This window comes from Bacteroides oleiciplenus YIT 12058 (assembly GCF_000315485.1).
GTDB classification, from domain to species: Bacteria; Bacteroidota; Bacteroidia; order Bacteroidales; family Bacteroidaceae; genus Bacteroides; species Bacteroides oleiciplenus.
The window spans coordinates 23,380-39,904 of record NZ_JH992946.1; the positions used below are offsets into that span (position 1 = coordinate 23,380).

8 protein-coding genes are annotated in these 16,525 nt (G+C 42.7%); all 8 read left to right on the forward strand.

Annotation, left to right across the window (positions count from 1 at the left end):
• Positions 1-7: 7 nt before the first annotated feature.
• The gene (locus tag HMPREF9447_RS24720; RefSeq protein WP_009132397.1) at positions 8-1,696 is read left to right on the forward strand and encodes a RagB/SusD family nutrient uptake outer membrane protein; all 1,689 of its coding nucleotides are present in this window, start codon (positions 8-10) and stop codon (positions 1,694-1,696) included.
• 33 nt (positions 1,697-1,729) lie between these two features.
• The gene (locus HMPREF9447_RS24725) at positions 1,730-2,107 is read left to right on the forward strand and encodes a hypothetical protein (RefSeq protein ID WP_007661792.1); all 378 of its coding nucleotides are present in this window, start codon (positions 1,730-1,732) and stop codon (positions 2,105-2,107) included.
• 73 nt (positions 2,108-2,180) lie between these two features.
• Positions 2,181-3,602: a glycoside hydrolase family 28 protein gene (locus HMPREF9447_RS24730; protein ID WP_009132398.1), complete on the forward strand. Its 1,422-nt coding sequence runs from the start codon at positions 2,181-2,183 to the stop codon at positions 3,600-3,602.
• A 136-nt stretch (positions 3,603-3,738) separates the two neighbouring features.
• Positions 3,739-6,438, forward strand: a complete 2,700-nt coding sequence (locus HMPREF9447_RS24735) for a glycoside hydrolase family 2 protein (RefSeq protein ID WP_009132399.1) — start codon at positions 3,739-3,741, stop codon at positions 6,436-6,438.
• On the forward strand, positions 6,435-9,032 hold the full coding sequence (locus HMPREF9447_RS24740; protein ID WP_009132400.1) for a beta-mannosidase: 2,598 nt from the start codon (positions 6,435-6,437) through the stop codon (positions 9,030-9,032). Before HMPREF9447_RS24735 ends, HMPREF9447_RS24740 begins: the two co-directional genes overlap by 4 nt.
• Positions 9,033-9,054: 22 nt before the next feature.
• The gene (locus HMPREF9447_RS24745) at positions 9,055-10,245 is read left to right on the forward strand and encodes a glycoside hydrolase family 88 protein (RefSeq protein ID WP_007661799.1); all 1,191 of its coding nucleotides are present in this window, start codon (positions 9,055-9,057) and stop codon (positions 10,243-10,245) included.
• Between the two features lie 12 nt (positions 10,246-10,257).
• Complete coding sequence (locus HMPREF9447_RS24750) at positions 10,258-11,721, forward strand: glycoside hydrolase family 28 protein (RefSeq protein ID WP_009132401.1); 1,464 nt, start codon at positions 10,258-10,260, stop codon at positions 11,719-11,721.
• A gap of 10 nt (positions 11,722-11,731) precedes the next feature.
• The gene (locus HMPREF9447_RS28020; RefSeq protein WP_009132402.1) at positions 11,732-16,492 is read left to right on the forward strand and encodes a family 78 glycoside hydrolase catalytic domain; all 4,761 of its coding nucleotides are present in this window, start codon (positions 11,732-11,734) and stop codon (positions 16,490-16,492) included.
• Positions 16,493-16,525 lie beyond the last annotated feature (33 nt).

Sequence of the window (16,525 nt, forward strand, 5' to 3'; positions counted from 1 at the left end):
TATAATTATGAAAAAAATAATATATGGTATCCTTTGTTCCATACTTTTGTTGAATGCTTCGTGCACGGATTTTATGGACAATATAAAACCAACGAATTCTGTTACCGATGAAGGTATCTGGTTGACAGAGTCAAGTGCTATGCTGTTTATGAGTAAAGTTTACAGAGACTTGGATGGACCTTATTATAGCGTAAATGGCTTGAACGACCATGCTGTTGATATCCTGTTTACGGATGATTGTATCCAGATTGGTGAGAAGGCGTCTAATCAATGGAATTTGTTTGACTTCAATGCTTCTTCTGCTCCGATTGACAGATGGGGTAATCGTTATTCTTCTATTCGTAGAGCTAACATTGCTTTGAAGAACTTGCCGGACTCTCCGCTACCTGCTAATGTGAAAGAACGTTTGATGGGAGATTCATACTTTCTGCGTGCGATGTTCTATCTGGAATTATTCCGTTATTATGGAGCGGCTATACTGATTGACAAACCGCTTGATCGCAATACGGATGATATTTTCCTGGCTCGTGCTACACCGGAGGCTACATTGCAGTTCATTATTTCTGATTTCCAGAATGCTGCCGATCGTTTGCCGGTGACGGTGCCTGATGACGAATTAGGGCGTGCGACTAAAGGGGCTGCGTTGGGCATGATGGCGGCCACTTATTTATATGCAGCCGGAATCATAGATTCCAAATATTATGCAGATGCGGCTAAAACTGCCCGTGTTTTAGTTAGTGGTGATCTGAAAGGTACTTATTCTTTGTACCAGAATGGCTTTGCTGAGATGTTTTATGAGGATAATGAACACAATAGTGAAGTTATTTTTGATATCCAGTTTGCATATCCCTATAGGTGGTCGAGTGCACAGACTGTTTTGGCTCCGCCTGAGCCCGGCACACCGGCTGAATATGGATGGAGCAAGGACCACCCGACTGCAAGTCTGGCTGATGAATTTGAAATGGCTACCGGTGAACCTTTTGATTGGAATAATCCGGAACATGCCGCAGCTCCTTATGAGAATCGTGACAAGCGCTTCTATGCAACTCTCCATTACAATGGAAAACCTTGGAAAAACAAGATATTGTATACAGCCCAGAATACTCCGGGCAATCTGAATCTGAAGGAGAACCCCAACGGAATGTATAGTGCTGGTAAACCTTCATGCACAAAAACCGGGTATTACATTGGGAAATACATGAATCAGGATGTGCTCTGCGGCTATGATAATCGTGGGCGTGGTGTAGGCGGCGGACATAACTTTATCGTTTTGCGTTATGCAGAAATATTGCTGACTTTGGCCGAGGCAGAGAACGAAGTGAATGGACCGACTGCTGAAGTATACGGTGCAATAAATGAAATACGTGCCCGTGCCGGACAACCTGCACTTCCTGCAGGCTTGGACAAAAGTGAAATGAGAAAACGTATTCGTCATGAACGTCGTATAGAACTGGCTCTTGAGGGTAAAAGATGGTTTGATATTCAGCGGTGGAAGATTGGTGAGGAAGTGTTGAATAAGGATGCGCAAGGTTGCCTTGTGACTTACATAAAACGCCCTGATGGAGAAATCGTTCCTACTTATGAAACGGTATTTGTATGCAAGAAGACATTCATGGCACCTCGTGACTATTTGCTGCCGATTCCACAGTCTGCACGTGACAAAAATCCTAATTTGGATCAGAATCCTTTGTGGTAAATGATGATTGTATAATTTAAAAGTAGCTATAAGATGAAAAAGATACTATTTTTTATGTTCGTTGCTTTGGCGCTGACTTTTGTGTCATGTGGAGATGATGACTATGCAGTAGACGAAGCTTATGAAAAAGCAGAGATTACAAATGTGACAGTATATAATAGGGCAGAGGGAGTTATGAGTGATAAGACTCAGATTGACTCTGAAGCTGGGACTGTCATGGTTACTCTGAAAAAAGACGCTGATATTACTGATCTGAAGATGATAGCAACCATTTCTGCGGGAGCAACCCTGACTCCGGGTATGGCTGTTGGTTTCCAAGATTATTCTACTCCCCGTACATATACGGTGACTTCACCGGGTAAAACGGTGGTGAAGCAATGGACAGTGACTGTAATACCTGCAGCTAACTAATTAATTAATAACTATGATGAGGCTGTGTCAATATTATTTTGCCGCAGCCTCATTCATTTAAAGAATTTGAATAATGAATAATACTATAGCATGGGGACTGTTTTGCTTCTGTTTACTGTTTATGGCTTGTACCAATAAAGAACAGAATAGTTCGGAACCTATAACAGACAAGTATGCAATTCACACAGATGGGAAGACCTTAACTACTGCTGGTCTTCAAAAAGCAATTGATGACTGTGCCAGACAAGGAGGAGGCGTTGTATCTTTACCTGCCGGAAAGTATCTGACCGGAACACTGGTGTTGAAGAGGAATGTTACTTTAAATCTGGAGAAAGGTGCCACGATTCTGGGTAGTAAGAATATTGCTGATTATCCTGATAAAGGAAGACGCAAAGCTCTGGTTTTTGCAGAAAGAGCAGACAATATTTCAATTACAGGCGAGGGAGAAATAGATGGTAATGGATCGGCTTTTAATAAAGGAAATGATGCTCCGAACCGTCCCACTCTGGTACTTCTGCTCGATTGTAATAAGGTTCATGTAAATGGAGTGAAATTATTAAACTCTGGGTTTTGGACATTCCGTTTTGTGCGTTGTGATGGGGTTGATATCAGTAAAGTGTATGTGGAAGGACATGCAAACTGGAATAATGATGGCTTTGATATTGAGAGCCGGAATGTTACTATCACAGATTGTGTGGTTGATACAGATGATGATGCCATTTGTTTCAAGAGTGAAGACCCGGATTATGTTGTCGAGAATGTTACAGTGAAGAATTGTGACCTGTCTTCTAACTGTAATTTTATTAAATTTGGTACTGCCAGTGCCGGAGGATTTCGCAATATCCGGGTTTCTGACTGCACCCTTCATAAATGTAGCAAATCTTTGCTTCGCTTTTGGGAAAAACGCGTCCCGGGAGTTTCAGACCCGATTACTGGTATAGCGGGTATGGCCCTTGAAGTGGTTGACGGCGGTTTTATGGAAGATGTTGTCATTTCCGATCTGACGATGGAAGATGTGCAGACACCCCTATTTATTCGCTTGGGTAGACGTAAAACTTCAGAGAAATCTTATCTGAAGGATGTATTGATAAAGAATATCACAGCGAGTTCTGCCAGTTATGTTGCAAGTTCCATTACAGGTGTTCCCGGACTTCGTGTTGACAATGTGGAGATTCGTGATATAGACTTTAAGTTGAAAGGTGGAGGAAAAGTTTCGGATACGATGGTAGAAGTACCGGAGGTCGAAGATGCCTATCCTGAGAATCGGATGTTCGGCATGATGTTGCCTGCTTATGGGGTTTATATACGACATGCTGACAATATTCGTTTTATAAATATGAAGCTTTCAACCGTTGGTGATAAGGAAGAACGGCATGCGATTGTTGCTGAAGATGTAAACGGACTTGAAATTACCGATTCTGCATTGCAATCTCCGGGTAGTGAACTCTCTGTGATTCGCTTGAAAGATTGTAAGAATGTGAAGGTGCCCGAATAATTGTATGTATCCTTGTCAAAAATGTATGCTGTGTGTATTTTCCCTTTTTCTATCTATATCTGGCAAGAATGCGCACGTCTCGTTTAGAACTCATTGACTATATTTGCTTGCAGAAAAAAAATAAATAAAGAATAAGATGAATAAACTATTGATTTTTTTGCTTTTGTTCCTGTCTCTCTCATATTCCGCACAGGGCAGTGATAAAAACTATGCAAAGACAACCGATAGAATCTGGTTGGATTCGAAAGAAGTGCATCAGGGAGAATATACCTGGAAGATGATGAAAGTGGGAGACGTGAAAGCATCGGCTGAGGAAATTTCATCACTTGGGTATAATACGAGCAACTGGTTGCCGGCCATTGTTCCGGGAACGGTGCTTAATTCTCTTGTGTATAATAAGAAGTATCCTGAACCCTATTACGGGCTAAATAATAAAATAGAATCCAATAAGATACCGGATATCTCAAAAGTAGGTCGTGAGTTTTATACTTACTGGTTCCGCACAGAATTTGAAGTCCCTGCTTCTTTCGCAGGGAAAAATATATGGTTGCAGCCTGACGGCATCAATTATCGGGCAGAAGTATGGGTAAATGGTAATTTGCTGAGTACAATCAATGGAATGTTTGTCAATGATTACATTAATATAACCGACTTTGTGAAAGTAGGTAATAAGAATGTTCTTGCCGTCAGGGTTTATCCGGTAGATGTGCCGGGAACTACTATGCCAAAGCCTTGGGGTGCTGTAGGTGAATTCCATAATGGAGGCAATGGAAACATTGGCTTAAATACTACCATGCTTATGAGCGTTGGATGGGATTTTACCTTTATGGATGGTATCCGTGACCGTAATACTGGTATCTGGAAAAGTATATCTATGTATACTACAGGGACATTGGCATTGCGTCATCCGTTTGTGAAGTCGGAACTACAAAAACCAGCGTATGATGTAGCTCATGAAACTATATCCGTTGAAGTGGTTAATCCGCTTAATTCGATGGATACGATCAGCGGAGTGATCAGAGGAGAGATCACGGGAGAGAATATTGTAGTGGAAAAACCTTTCCGTATATTGCGGGGTGAGGAGAAAATGGTGACTTTCACTCCGGAAGAGTTTCCTCAACTTACTATCCGTAATCCACGCTTGTGGTGGCCGGTCAACAAAGGTCCTCAGAACTTGTATGAACTGAAATTGACCGTAAACGTAAAAGGTGCAGTTTGTGATTCTGTCAAGACACGATTTGGCATCCGTGAGATTACCTCTGATACAAATACTCCCGATAAATCGCGTGTATTTTACGTGAACGGTAAACGTATTTTTATTCGTGGCACAAACTGGATTCCTGAGGGAATGTTGCGTACTTCGGATGAACGCACCTATGCTGAGTTGAGGTATACTCGTCAGGCAGGTATCAACTTAGTTCGTTTCTGGGGTGGTGGCATAGCCGAGTCTGATTATTTTTATCAACTTTGTGATGAACTGGGATTATTGATCTGGCAGGAGTTCTGGATGACGGGCGATACACGCCATCCGCAGGATAAGAGTGTATATCTGAATAATGTGGCATCTACCGTGAAACGTATCCGTAATCATCCGGCTCTGGCCTATTATGTAGCTTCGAATGAGAGTTCCGAAGTTAGTGGTACACCTGAACTACTGAAACAACTTGATGGTACACGTGGCTATCAGATGCAATCGGAATGTGCAGGTGTGCATGATGGAAGTCCATATAAACAGGTGAATCCGATGCAGCATTATGAAAACACTGCTTCTGTGAGAGGTAGCCGTGTAGATGGGTTTAATCCGGAATATGGTGCTCCGACACTTCCTACGGTAGAAATTCTCCGGGAAATGATGGACGAGAAAGATTTGTGGCCTATTAATAAAGAGGTTTGGGATTATCTGGATGGGAATGGATTCCATCTGATGTCTACCATGTATACTGACTTGGTTAATAATTACGGGCAATCTTCTTCTATTGATGAGTTTGCACAAAAAGGCCAGTTTGTGGGTGCCATGAACTCAAAAAGCATTTGGGAAGTATGGAACTATAATAAACTTGATTATGGTGACCGTTTCTGTTCCGGTTTACTATTCTGGTATCATAATTGTCCGGTGCGTCAGGTCTGTGCCCGCATGTGGGATTGGTCGTTGGAACCAACGGCTTCACTCTATCATACAGCTAATGCGTTGGAACCTTTGCATGCACAATTTGATTATCTAAAGAATACGGTGTCGGTGGTGAATGATTTCTATCAGGAATTTAAAGGGTATACAGTAGTGGCTCAGGTTTATGATATCAATAGTAAAAAGGTATTCGAAGAGTCTGAAAAAGTTGACCTTCCTTCGGATGGTGTGGCAAATGATGTATTGACCATTCGCTTTCCTGGAGATATCTCACAGGTACATTTCATTAAGTTGAGATTGAAAGATGAGAAAGGCAAGGAAGTCTCGTCCAATTTCTACTGGCGTTCCAATGATAAGTATGAAGGTAAGGAAACGCTGACTGGTCCTACTTCTTCAGGCTTTGAAACATTGTCTCAGTTGAAAAAGGCCAGATTGAATACTTCTTATAAGACAAGAAAGAGCGAAGGCAAGTATTTCGTAGAGGTTACAGTGAAGAATGTGTCTGGTTCTATCGCCTTTTTCAATCAGTTGCAGTTCCTTAATCAGGATTTGAAACCTATTCGCCCCTCTTTCTATACAGATAATTTCTTTTCTTTGATGCCGGGTGAGAGTAAATCTGTAGTTATCGAAACGAATGCTGAAAAGATAACTGAAGAGCCGGTGATAGTAGTAAAAGGATGGAATGTAGATCGTAAACAAATAAACAAATGAATACGAAAGTAAAGACAAGAACCTGGATAGCCTTATTGAATCTGTTATTTCTGTTTACAACAGTCAATGCACAACCTGTCCGTCAGTATCTGCACGAGGGATGGAACTTCCGGCAGGCGAGGGGTACTAATTGGTATGAAGCCACTGTTCCGGGAACGGTTCATACAGACCTGATGGATAACAAACTGATAGATGATCCTTTCTACAGGCTCAATGAGCGTGGTGTACAGTGGGTGGATAAAGAAGACTGGATTTACCGGACAACGTTTGAGGTAACCCCTGAATTACTTGCAAAGAAGAATATTGTGCTACATTTTGAGGGACTGGATACTTATGCTGATGTAACATTGAACGGAAAGAAGATTCTTTCTGCTGATAATATGTTTTGCGAATGGCAGGCGGATGTTCGCTCTCTCTTAAAAGAGCATGGCAATGAGTTGCAGGTTTATTTGCATTCTCCCATTAAGATAGCTATGCCCAAATGGGAAACTGTTCCTTTCCAGTATCGCAGTTCGAATGACCAGTCCGAGAATGGAGGATTGCTTAATCGCAAGGTCGGAGTGTTTGTTCGTAAAGCGGGTTATCATTTTGGTTGGGACTGGGGACCTCGTTTGGTTACTTCGGGTATCTGGCGTTCTGTTAGTCTGGAAGCATGGGATGAGGCTCGTATTAATGATGTCTTTTATAACCAGCAGTCGGTGACAGCCCAGCAGGCCGTAGTGGATGTTACGGTGGAAGTGCTGGCCGATGAGGAGATAGAAGCAAAAGTGGCTGTGATTAATCATACGGATAATCGTACCGAGTGCCAGAAATTGATTCGCTTGAATAAAGGCTTGAATAAGGTTCCGGTATCTTTTACGATGAAGAATCCCCGGTTATGGTGGACAAACGGTTTGGGCGAACCTTTCTTGTACAATTTTGCAACGACGCTGGAACTGGATGGTAAGCAAATAGATATTACAGAGGAAAAACTGGGTATCCGTTCATTGAAAGTGATAACGGCTCCTGACAAATATGGTGAAAGTTTTTATTTTGAACTAAATGGAAAACCTTTGTTTGCCAAAGGAGCGAATTACATTCCTTGTGATAACTTTCTGACACGTGTTACTGATTCCATTTATGAAAAAACAATCCGGGATGCAGTCAGTGCAAACATGAATATGCTACGCGTGTGGGGTGGCGGAGTTTATGAGAAAGATATCTTTTATGACTTGTGTGATAAATACGGCATTTTAATTTGGCAGGACTTTATGTTTGCGTGTAGCGTATTTCCTGCCGAGGGTGAATTGCTGGAAAATATCCGCAGGGAAGCCATTGATAATGTACGACGCTTGCGCAATCACAGTTGTATAGCTCTTTGGTGTGGGAATAATGAATGTCTCGATGCCTGGTTCAACTGGAACTGGAAAAATACCTATGACAAACAGAATCCTGCTTATTCGGATATTATATGGAAACAATTCAAAGATCAGTATTTTGTGACGTTGCCGGCTGTGGTAGAAGAGTTTCATCCGGGTGCTTGTTATCGTAAGTCATCTCCTTATTCTGATGATAAGGGAACGCGCAATCATACGGTGGGGGATATGCACTATTGGGAAGTCTGGCAAGGATTGAAACCTCTTTCTGAGTTCAATCATGAGCGGAGCCGTTTCTTCAGCGAGTATGGTTTTCAGTCATTCCCGGAATTTGAGTCAATCAAACGGTATGCACCTTTGCCTGAAGATTGGAAGCTGACTTCGGAAGTCATGATGTCGCATCAGCGAGGGGGAACAGCAGCTAATAAGCGTATCAATGATTTCCTTTTGTCGGAATACCGTCAACCGAAAGATTTCCGTTCGTTTACCTATATGAGCCAGCTTTTACAGGCTGATGCTATGAAAATGGCTATGGAGGCGCATCGGAGGGATATGCCCTATTGCATGGGGTCATTGGTATGGCAGCATAACGATTGCTGGCCGGTGGCATCCTGGTCAAGCCGCGACTATTACGGACGTTGGAAGGCGCAGCATTACTTTACGGTAAAGTCTTTCGCAGACTTACTGGTATCGCCAATAGAAAAGGAAAACATTTTGCAGATTTATATGGTATCAGATAGGCTAAAGAGCACTTCTGGTAAATTAACGGTCTGTGTGTTCAGATTGGATGGTAGCGGAGTAGTGAAAGAATTCAAGAAACAGATAACTGTTCCGGCTAATACAAGTACAGTTGTGTGGAAGGAAGCTGTGGACGAGTTATTGAATGGAGAGAAAAAAGAAGACGTCGTTGTACACGTTTTTTATAAGGATAAGACAGGAACAGAGTATACTAATAATTATTTTTTGGCGAAGCAAAAGGATATGCATTATGCAGCAGCCCGGATTAATAAAGACTTTGTACCGACTGAAGGAGGTTATGAGGTAACTCTGTCTTGTGATGTGTTTGCAAGAGGCGTTTTCCTGTCGCTCCAAGAGGATATCGACAATTTCATATCCGACAATTATATGGATATTTTGCCTGGCAAACCGGTTACGGTTAAAGTGACTACTGAACTACCTTCGTTGCAGTTTGCCGAAAAATTGCAGGTTGCTTCTTTCTCGGATGCAGTGGAACAATAGAATATGAATTTAAGATATAACCATGAAAAAGAGTACATTATTGTTTGTTACGATTCTAATTAGTTTTTTTCCCTCCGGCGACTTATTCGCCAAGGGTAAGGTAAAAGTTGATAAAGCGTTAGAGCAGGCTGCTCGTCAGTATCTCTATATGAGGAGCGAACTGCAAGGAAGCAACCAGTTTCCTAAAACGTATGACAAACACATGCAACGCTTGAAAACCAGTAATTCGGAATGGTGGTGCAGTGGCTTTTATCCCGGAACTCTGTTCTATCTATACGAGGATACAGGAAACAAGGAGTTATATGCTGAAGGAGTACGTATGTTGAAGTTGCTGGAACCGGAACAATACAACGTGAATACACATGACGTCGGTTTTATGATGTATTGCAGTTATGGCAATGCAAACCGCGTTGCTCCGAAACCTGAGTATAAAGATATTATGGTGAACAGCGCCCGTTCGTTGATTTCCCGTTTCAGTCCGGTGGTAGGCTGTATTAAATCCCATAATCGCAAGCCGGATGACTATGTCGTTATCATTGATAATATGATGAATCTGGAATTGCTTTTCTGGGCTACTCAAGCCACAGGAGACAGTACATTCTATGATATTGCTGTGAAACATGCCGATACAACTTTGAAGAATCATTTCCGGGCAGACAATAGTCTTTATCATGGACTGAATTATAACCCGGCAACCGGTGAAATAAAGCATTACCAAGGTGGACAGGGCTTTTCCGAAAAGTCAGCTTGGGCTCGTGGACAAGCTTGGGGATTATATGGCTATACAATGATGTACCGTTTTACGAAAGACCGGAAATACCTTGAGCAAGCCATAAAGATAGCAGAATTTACGTTGAATCATCCTAATATGCCGAAAGACCTGATTCCTTACTGGGACTATAATGCTCCTGATATACCGAATGCCTTGCGTGATGCCTCTGCTGCAGCTATTAACTGTTCCGGACTGCTGGAATTGTCTCAGTATGTATCCGGAGAACAGGCTGAGAAGTATTATAAGGCAGCCGAAAAAATGCTCCAGACATTATCCTCACCGGCGTATACGGCAGAGGAAGGAACTAACGGAGGATTCATCCTGAAACATTCGGTAGGCAATATTCCTTCCGGTACGGAAGTAGATGTGCCTTTAACCTATGCTGATTATTACTATGTAGAGGCGTTGTGCCGATACAAATCCTTAAATGATAAACCCTAAAACAATGATACCATGATGAATAAATGTAATATAGTCTTGCTTGTAGTATCTTTGCTGTTTTCTTCTTCTCTTATAGCTGGAACAATTGATGTGACTAAACGTGGAGCTAAAGGAGATGGTGTAACGGATAATACAATTATTATACAGAAGGCCGTAGATGAATGTTCGAAGAAAGGAGGAGGAACCGTCTTGATACCATCCGGATCTTATTTGATACGCCCTATTGAACTGAAATCAAATGTGAACCTTCATCTGGATTTTGGCACTTTATTGTTGGGAAGTACACGTTTGTCGGATTATGATCATGCTTTTCCATTCAAGGACGGTACAATGAATCAGTCTTCCGGGCTTTTGTTTGCACGTGGACAGAAGAACATCTCGATTACCGGATTCGGAACAATTGACGGACAAGGCGGAGATAAAGCTTTTCAATTTGGCAATGATGCGGATGGCGGACCGAAGCGCCCTAAGATAATCTATTTTGTAGAGTGCCGCGATATCGTTGTGACCGATGTCACCCTCCGTAATTCTGCCTATTGGGTACAACATTATGAAAAATGTGAAGATGTAACTATCCGTGGTTTGAAAGTATTCAGTCATTGTAATTATAATAATGACGGGCTTGATATAGATGCTAAGAATGCGACTATATCCGATTGCTACATTGATGTGGAAGATGATGCTATTTGTTTCAAGAGTGACCATCCGGAATTTTGCGAGAACATAACGGTTACGAATTGTGTAACAGCGAGCAATTGCAATGCAATCAAATTCGGTACTGCTTCTCATGGAGGATATCGGAACATCGCGGTTTCCAATTGTGTCGTTCGTCGGGCAGCGGAAGATAATATTCGTCATTGGAGTAAACAGCTTGAGCATATTTCTGCCGATGTTACCGTTATTTCGGGTGTTGCCATAGAAATGGTTGATGGAGGCATTATTGATGGCATCACCGTTTCCAATATTTCTATGCGCGATGTCCAGACTCCTATATTCATCCGTTTGGGAGACAGAAATCGCACTTACCGGAAAGAAGGTGGTGTACTGAAGAATATAAATATCAGCAACATTGTAGCAACTGCCGAAAGCCTGATAGCTTGTTCTATAACCGGTGTGGAAACGAGCTGTGTAGAGAATGTTTCGATTAATAATGTGCAAATCAGCTATCCGGGAGGAGGGACTCTGGATATGATTAATAAGTCCGTTCCGGAGATGATAAAGAGCTACCCTGAGAATAGAATGTTTGGTAATACATTGCCGGCGGCAGGCTTTTATGTGCGCCATGCCAGGAATGTGAGGTTCAATAATGTACGTTTTGATGCGACTAAACCAGATGCACGTCCGTTGTTCTTTTTGGATGATGTTGTCGGGGCAGAACTGAATCAGTGCAAGGGAGCAGCTCCTGCTGATGCGAAATTTATTCGTACAGTGCATAGCTCAGGGATAGTAGCTGATGGTAAGTATCTGGATAAATAGGAGTATGTTTATGAAACGCTTGAAACTAATATTCTGTTTGCTTTGTCTGTGTTGCTCCCTGACAGAGGCTAAAGAGGTGCAAGTAGATGCACAGAAGGAAGTGGACGAAATGACCGGACGACTGATCGCTTCCTATTTGGAAGCGAAAGTAGATGAGGACGTCATAGCGGGTTATGCGACTGCATTACGTTCGGATGGAAGTTTCCCGGACCTGGATTATATAACTGTGCACGAAGGTTCTTTTTATCCGGCCGGCTCCCATTTGAAACGATTGAAATCAATGGCTATTGCATACCGTAAACCTGGAAATAAGTATTATAATTCAGGAAAACTGCTGAAACAGATTGTTGCTGGTATCGACTATTGGTATAAAGTACGTCCTAAATCCGGAAACTGGTGGTTCGGTGATATCGGTGCTCCCCAGGACTACATGGTTCCGTTAATTCTGCTGAAAGGCAAAATTAGTGAAAAGAAACTGTTGCATTACTCTTCTTATCTGAGGGATTTGACGGGGAACAAAGGGCATAAAGGCAAAAATCGTACATGGGTATCTGCCGTTACTATTCATAAGGGATGTATTGAAGATAATATTGAGCTGATACGAACCGGAATCAAGTCCATAGCCTCTACTATTAAGATTGTTCCGGAACAAGGTGACGAAGGTATTAAGGTGGATGGCAGTTTTCATCAGCATCGTCCGCAATTATATTCCGGCGGGTATGGTTTATCGTATGTAGATGATATTGCATATTACTTGCAGTTGGTGAAAGGAACTGCTTTTGAGCCTTATTTTACACAAGAGAAAAAAGATATATTTATCAATCTCCTGATGGGTGGTCATCGGTTGTTGGGCTATCGGGAAACGTTCGATTTTGGTGCAATCGGCCGTAATATATCACGTCCCGAGGGACTGAGTAATATTTCTCCTGTCACGCTGGAATACATGGAGCAGAATGATCCTGGTCGTGCTGCTGATTATTCGGCCTGGAAGGAACATCTTTCCGGTGCCCCCTTTCCTGCTCCCGGCAATAAGCACTTCTGGAAATCGGACATGATGGTTCAGCATGGTGCCGGCTATTATCTTTCTGCCAAGGTGATTTCTACCCGGACCAATGGAACCGAAATGCTTAATAATGAGAACCTCAAAGGTTATAACCTGCCACTTGGTGCTACGAATATCCTTACTTCCGGGAAAGAATATGAAGGTATCTTCCCTGTATGGAATTGGAATAAAATACCGGGCACTACGGCTGTTCAACATCCGGATTCTGCTTGTCTTGAAGGATATCTGTTCGGAAGAAACCGGTTTGGAGGTGGGGTAAGTAACGGTAAGAATGGAGCCATTGCTTATGAGCATTGCTATAAGGGCGTAAAGGCCAAAAAGGCTTACTTTTTTATGGATGATGTACTTTTGTGTTTAGGGACAGATATTGCGTCAGATGCTCCCGAAGAAGTGGTTACAACTGTTAATCAGTGTCTCTTTAAACGCGAAATGGTAGTTGGCAAAGAGGGAGGAACTACATCTGTTTACAAAGAAAATGCATCTGCAAAAAATCCGGCTTGGGTATATCATGATAAAGTAGGTTATTTATTTCCTTCAGGGGGAGATGTAACTGTCAGTAGTCCGAAACAAACCGGGGCTTGGAAGGATATTAATATCAGTGGGAGTGGGAAAAAGATTTCTGCTGATATATTTAATCTCTGGATCAGTCATGGAACAAAGGCTAAGGAGGGGAAATATGCGTATATGGTCGTTCCTGACAGAACTTTAGAGGAGTTCCGGACATTTGCGGCTGCACAGAATTATAAGATTATTCAAAATAGTTCTGTGGTACAGGCTGTTAAGTTGAATCATCAATACGCCGTTGTTTTTTATCATCCGGGGACAATTGATTTAGGAGAGGGGCTTACATTGGCTACTGATAAACAAGTGATTGTCTATCTTGAGCAGAAGGGAATAGGTTACGATATATGGGTTGCTGATCCGCTTTATAGTCAGAGGAAGGTTTGTCTGACTCTTAATGGCAGAGAAGTGCAGATTGCTTTTCCGGAGGGTGAACTGACTGGTAGTACGGCTTTTACGAATATTGTCACTCTTCAACCTTTTGATTTGCAATGTGAATATCTTAGTAATCCTTTAGGTATTGATATACAGCAACCTCGTTTGAGTTGGAAAATGGGAGCCACTACCCCGGCACGCGGACGTAAGCAGACTGCTTATCAGATTCTTGTAGCAAGTTCCCGGGATTTGCTTGATGCAGACCGTGGGGATCTTTGGGATAGCGGTCGTATTAATTCTGCTGAGTCAGTGAATATTGTTTATGGGGGAGTGCCTTTGTCTGCCGGACAAAGATGTTTCTGGAAAGTCCGTTTCTCCGACGAACACAATCATTGGTCAGCCTGGAGCACTCCTGCGGATTGGCGTATGGGGCTATGTGCAGCTGATTGGGTGGCACAATGGATAGGTAGTGCAGAAATGGAATCTCAGAGTGTGGGAGGTAAGAAAGTTAATAATGTAATGGCAGATCCCTGGTTCCGTAAAACATTTAATATGTCGGATATTCCACAGGATGCTGTTATTTATGTAGCTTCCATCGGTTATCATGAACTGTATGTCAATGGTCGGAAAGTGGGGGACGCTGTCCTTTCACCTTCGGTCACGGACCATAAATCACGTGCCCGCTACATGACATATGATATCAAGGACTATCTGAAAGAAGGTACTAATGTTATTGCTTTGTGGTTGGGCACTTCCTGGGCTGTTTTCCCGGCTTATCAGCAGAAGAATAGGCCGGCTATTCCGATGGCATTGGCTCAGGCTGAGGTCACATTATCTTCAGGAAAGAGATTGCAAATTGTCTCAGATGATACTTGGAAGACTCATGCCAGTCCTAATACTTTGTTAGGTTACTGGGAGGCACATCACTTTGCAGGAGAATGTTATGATGCTGCTTTGGAAAAAGACGGATGGAATGCTCCGGATTTTGATGATTCCGGTTGGGCTATGGCAAAGGTTTATTCTACTGACGTTATTGTATCATCTGACCGTACAGAGCCTAACCGGTTACTTGATGAAATAAAGCCACTCTCTGTTCAGGAGGTTAGTCCCGGAGTCTATAGAGTTGATATGGGAATCAATTATGCAGGTTGGTTTGAGATGCAACTTCAAGGCCAGCCCGGTGATTCCATTGTATTCCAATTCTCTGAAAGGGAGAAGGATATTTGCAGCTATGGTATACATAGCATTTATAAAGTTGGTCCTAAACGGAAAGGAGCCTTTTGTAACCGTTTTAATTATATGACCGGACGCTGGGTACAAATTACCGGTCTTCGGTATAAACCGGAATTAGACCAGATACGTGGTTGGATGATTCGTCCTGATTATCGCCGGAGTGGTGGATTTGAATGTGATATTCCCCTGTTGAATGATATTTATCGTACTACCTTGTGGACGTTTGAGAATCTCAGTCTGGGTAACTATGTGGTCGATTGTCCTCATCGTGAACGTTGCGGATACGGGGGAGATGCATTGGCCACTACACGCACAGCTTTGGGAAACTATCAGTTGGGGGCTTTCTATAACAAATGGATGGAGGACTGGCGTGATGTGCAGGATTCGGAAGGGAATGTTCCTTATACTGCTCCTACCCGCATTGGCGGGGGTGGACCATCCTGGAGTGGTTTCTGCATTACTTTGCCTTGGGAATTTTATCGTCAGTATGGAGATGTACGTATTCTTTCGGAAAGTTTTCCCACTATTCAGCGCTGGCTTTCTTTTGTAGAAACCAAGTCGCAGGATGACATGCTGGTACGTTGGGGAGGTAAGTGGAGTTTTCTGGGTGACTGGCTTTGGCCGGATGCATGGCCGGAACGTTCGGCTATGGAGAAACAGGGAAAAGCGCTTGGAGATACTCGGGAAACTTTGTTTTTCAATAACTGCCACTGGATTTACAGTCTTGAAACTGCTGCACAGATAGCCGATGTGTTGGGAAATGAAGCAGCAGCTTCCACTTACCGGAACCGGGCATCAAAAGTACGCAAGGCTGTGCATGCTACTTTCTTCAATCCGAAAGATAATAGCTACGTGAATGGATATCCTTCTTATCTTGCTATTGCATTGCTGGTCGATTTACCCCCGAAGCATTTGAAGGCAAAAGTCTGGAAACGTCTTGAACAGGAAATACTGGTGAAGCGTGAGGGGCATTTCTGGGGAGGCATTACTGCCGGTTCGTTCCTGTTGCATACTTTATTGGATAATCATCGTAATGATTTGATTTTTGAGATGGCTACCAAAGAAGATTTTCCCGGCTGGGGAGATATGTTGAAGCATGGTAATGGTACGTTCTTTGAAGATTGGCAATGTCGTGGTTCGGGTTTGCATAGTTCCTATTTGTATATCGGTAGTTGGTTTATTGAGGCTTTAGGAGGTATCCGCCGTCCGGAGGCTGGCTATAAGGAATTTACCATTGAACCTTGGATTACAAAAGATGGTCCCAAACAAGTACGTTCGCACTACAACTCCCTATACGGGAAAATAATTTCTGACTGGACATTGGAAGCCGGTGTGTTGAAAATGGAAATCACCATACCTGCTAATACTACTGCTGTCCTGAAATTATCCGGCATTCATCCTGACACTTTAAAGGAAGGAGGAACCGCATGGGAAGAGGCGGAAGGAGTCAGTCTGCATTCACAAAAAGGAAATACTCTATCACTGGCATTGCAGTCAGGTACTTATAGATTCTCGGTGGTGATGGATGAAGGCAGGTAATTGTACCTGCACTTCATCCTTCCATTTCTGCAC

Excerpts from the sequence above, each read along its gene's own strand:
- HMPREF9447_RS24730 (WP_009132398.1), top strand. The coding sequence starts at position 2,181 with ATGAATAATACTATAGCATGGGGACTGTTTTGCTTCTGTTTACTGTTT.
- HMPREF9447_RS24735 (WP_009132399.1), top strand. The coding sequence starts at position 3,739 with ATGAATAAACTATTGATTTTTTTGCTTTTGTTCCTGTCTCTCTCATAT.
- HMPREF9447_RS24740 (WP_009132400.1), top strand. The coding sequence starts at position 6,435 with ATGAATACGAAAGTAAAGACAAGAACCTGGATAGCCTTATTGAATCTG.
- HMPREF9447_RS24725 (WP_007661792.1), top strand. The coding sequence starts at position 1,730 with ATGAAAAAGATACTATTTTTTATGTTCGTTGCTTTGGCGCTGACTTTT.
- HMPREF9447_RS24750 (WP_009132401.1), top strand. The coding sequence starts at position 10,258 with ATGATGAATAAATGTAATATAGTCTTGCTTGTAGTATCTTTGCTGTTT.
- HMPREF9447_RS24745 (WP_007661799.1), top strand. The coding sequence starts at position 9,055 with ATGAAAAAGAGTACATTATTGTTTGTTACGATTCTAATTAGTTTTTTT.
- HMPREF9447_RS28020 (WP_009132402.1), top strand. The coding sequence starts at position 11,732 with ATGAAACGCTTGAAACTAATATTCTGTTTGCTTTGTCTGTGTTGCTCC.
- HMPREF9447_RS24720 (WP_009132397.1), top strand. The coding sequence starts at position 8 with ATGAAAAAAATAATATATGGTATCCTTTGTTCCATACTTTTGTTGAAT.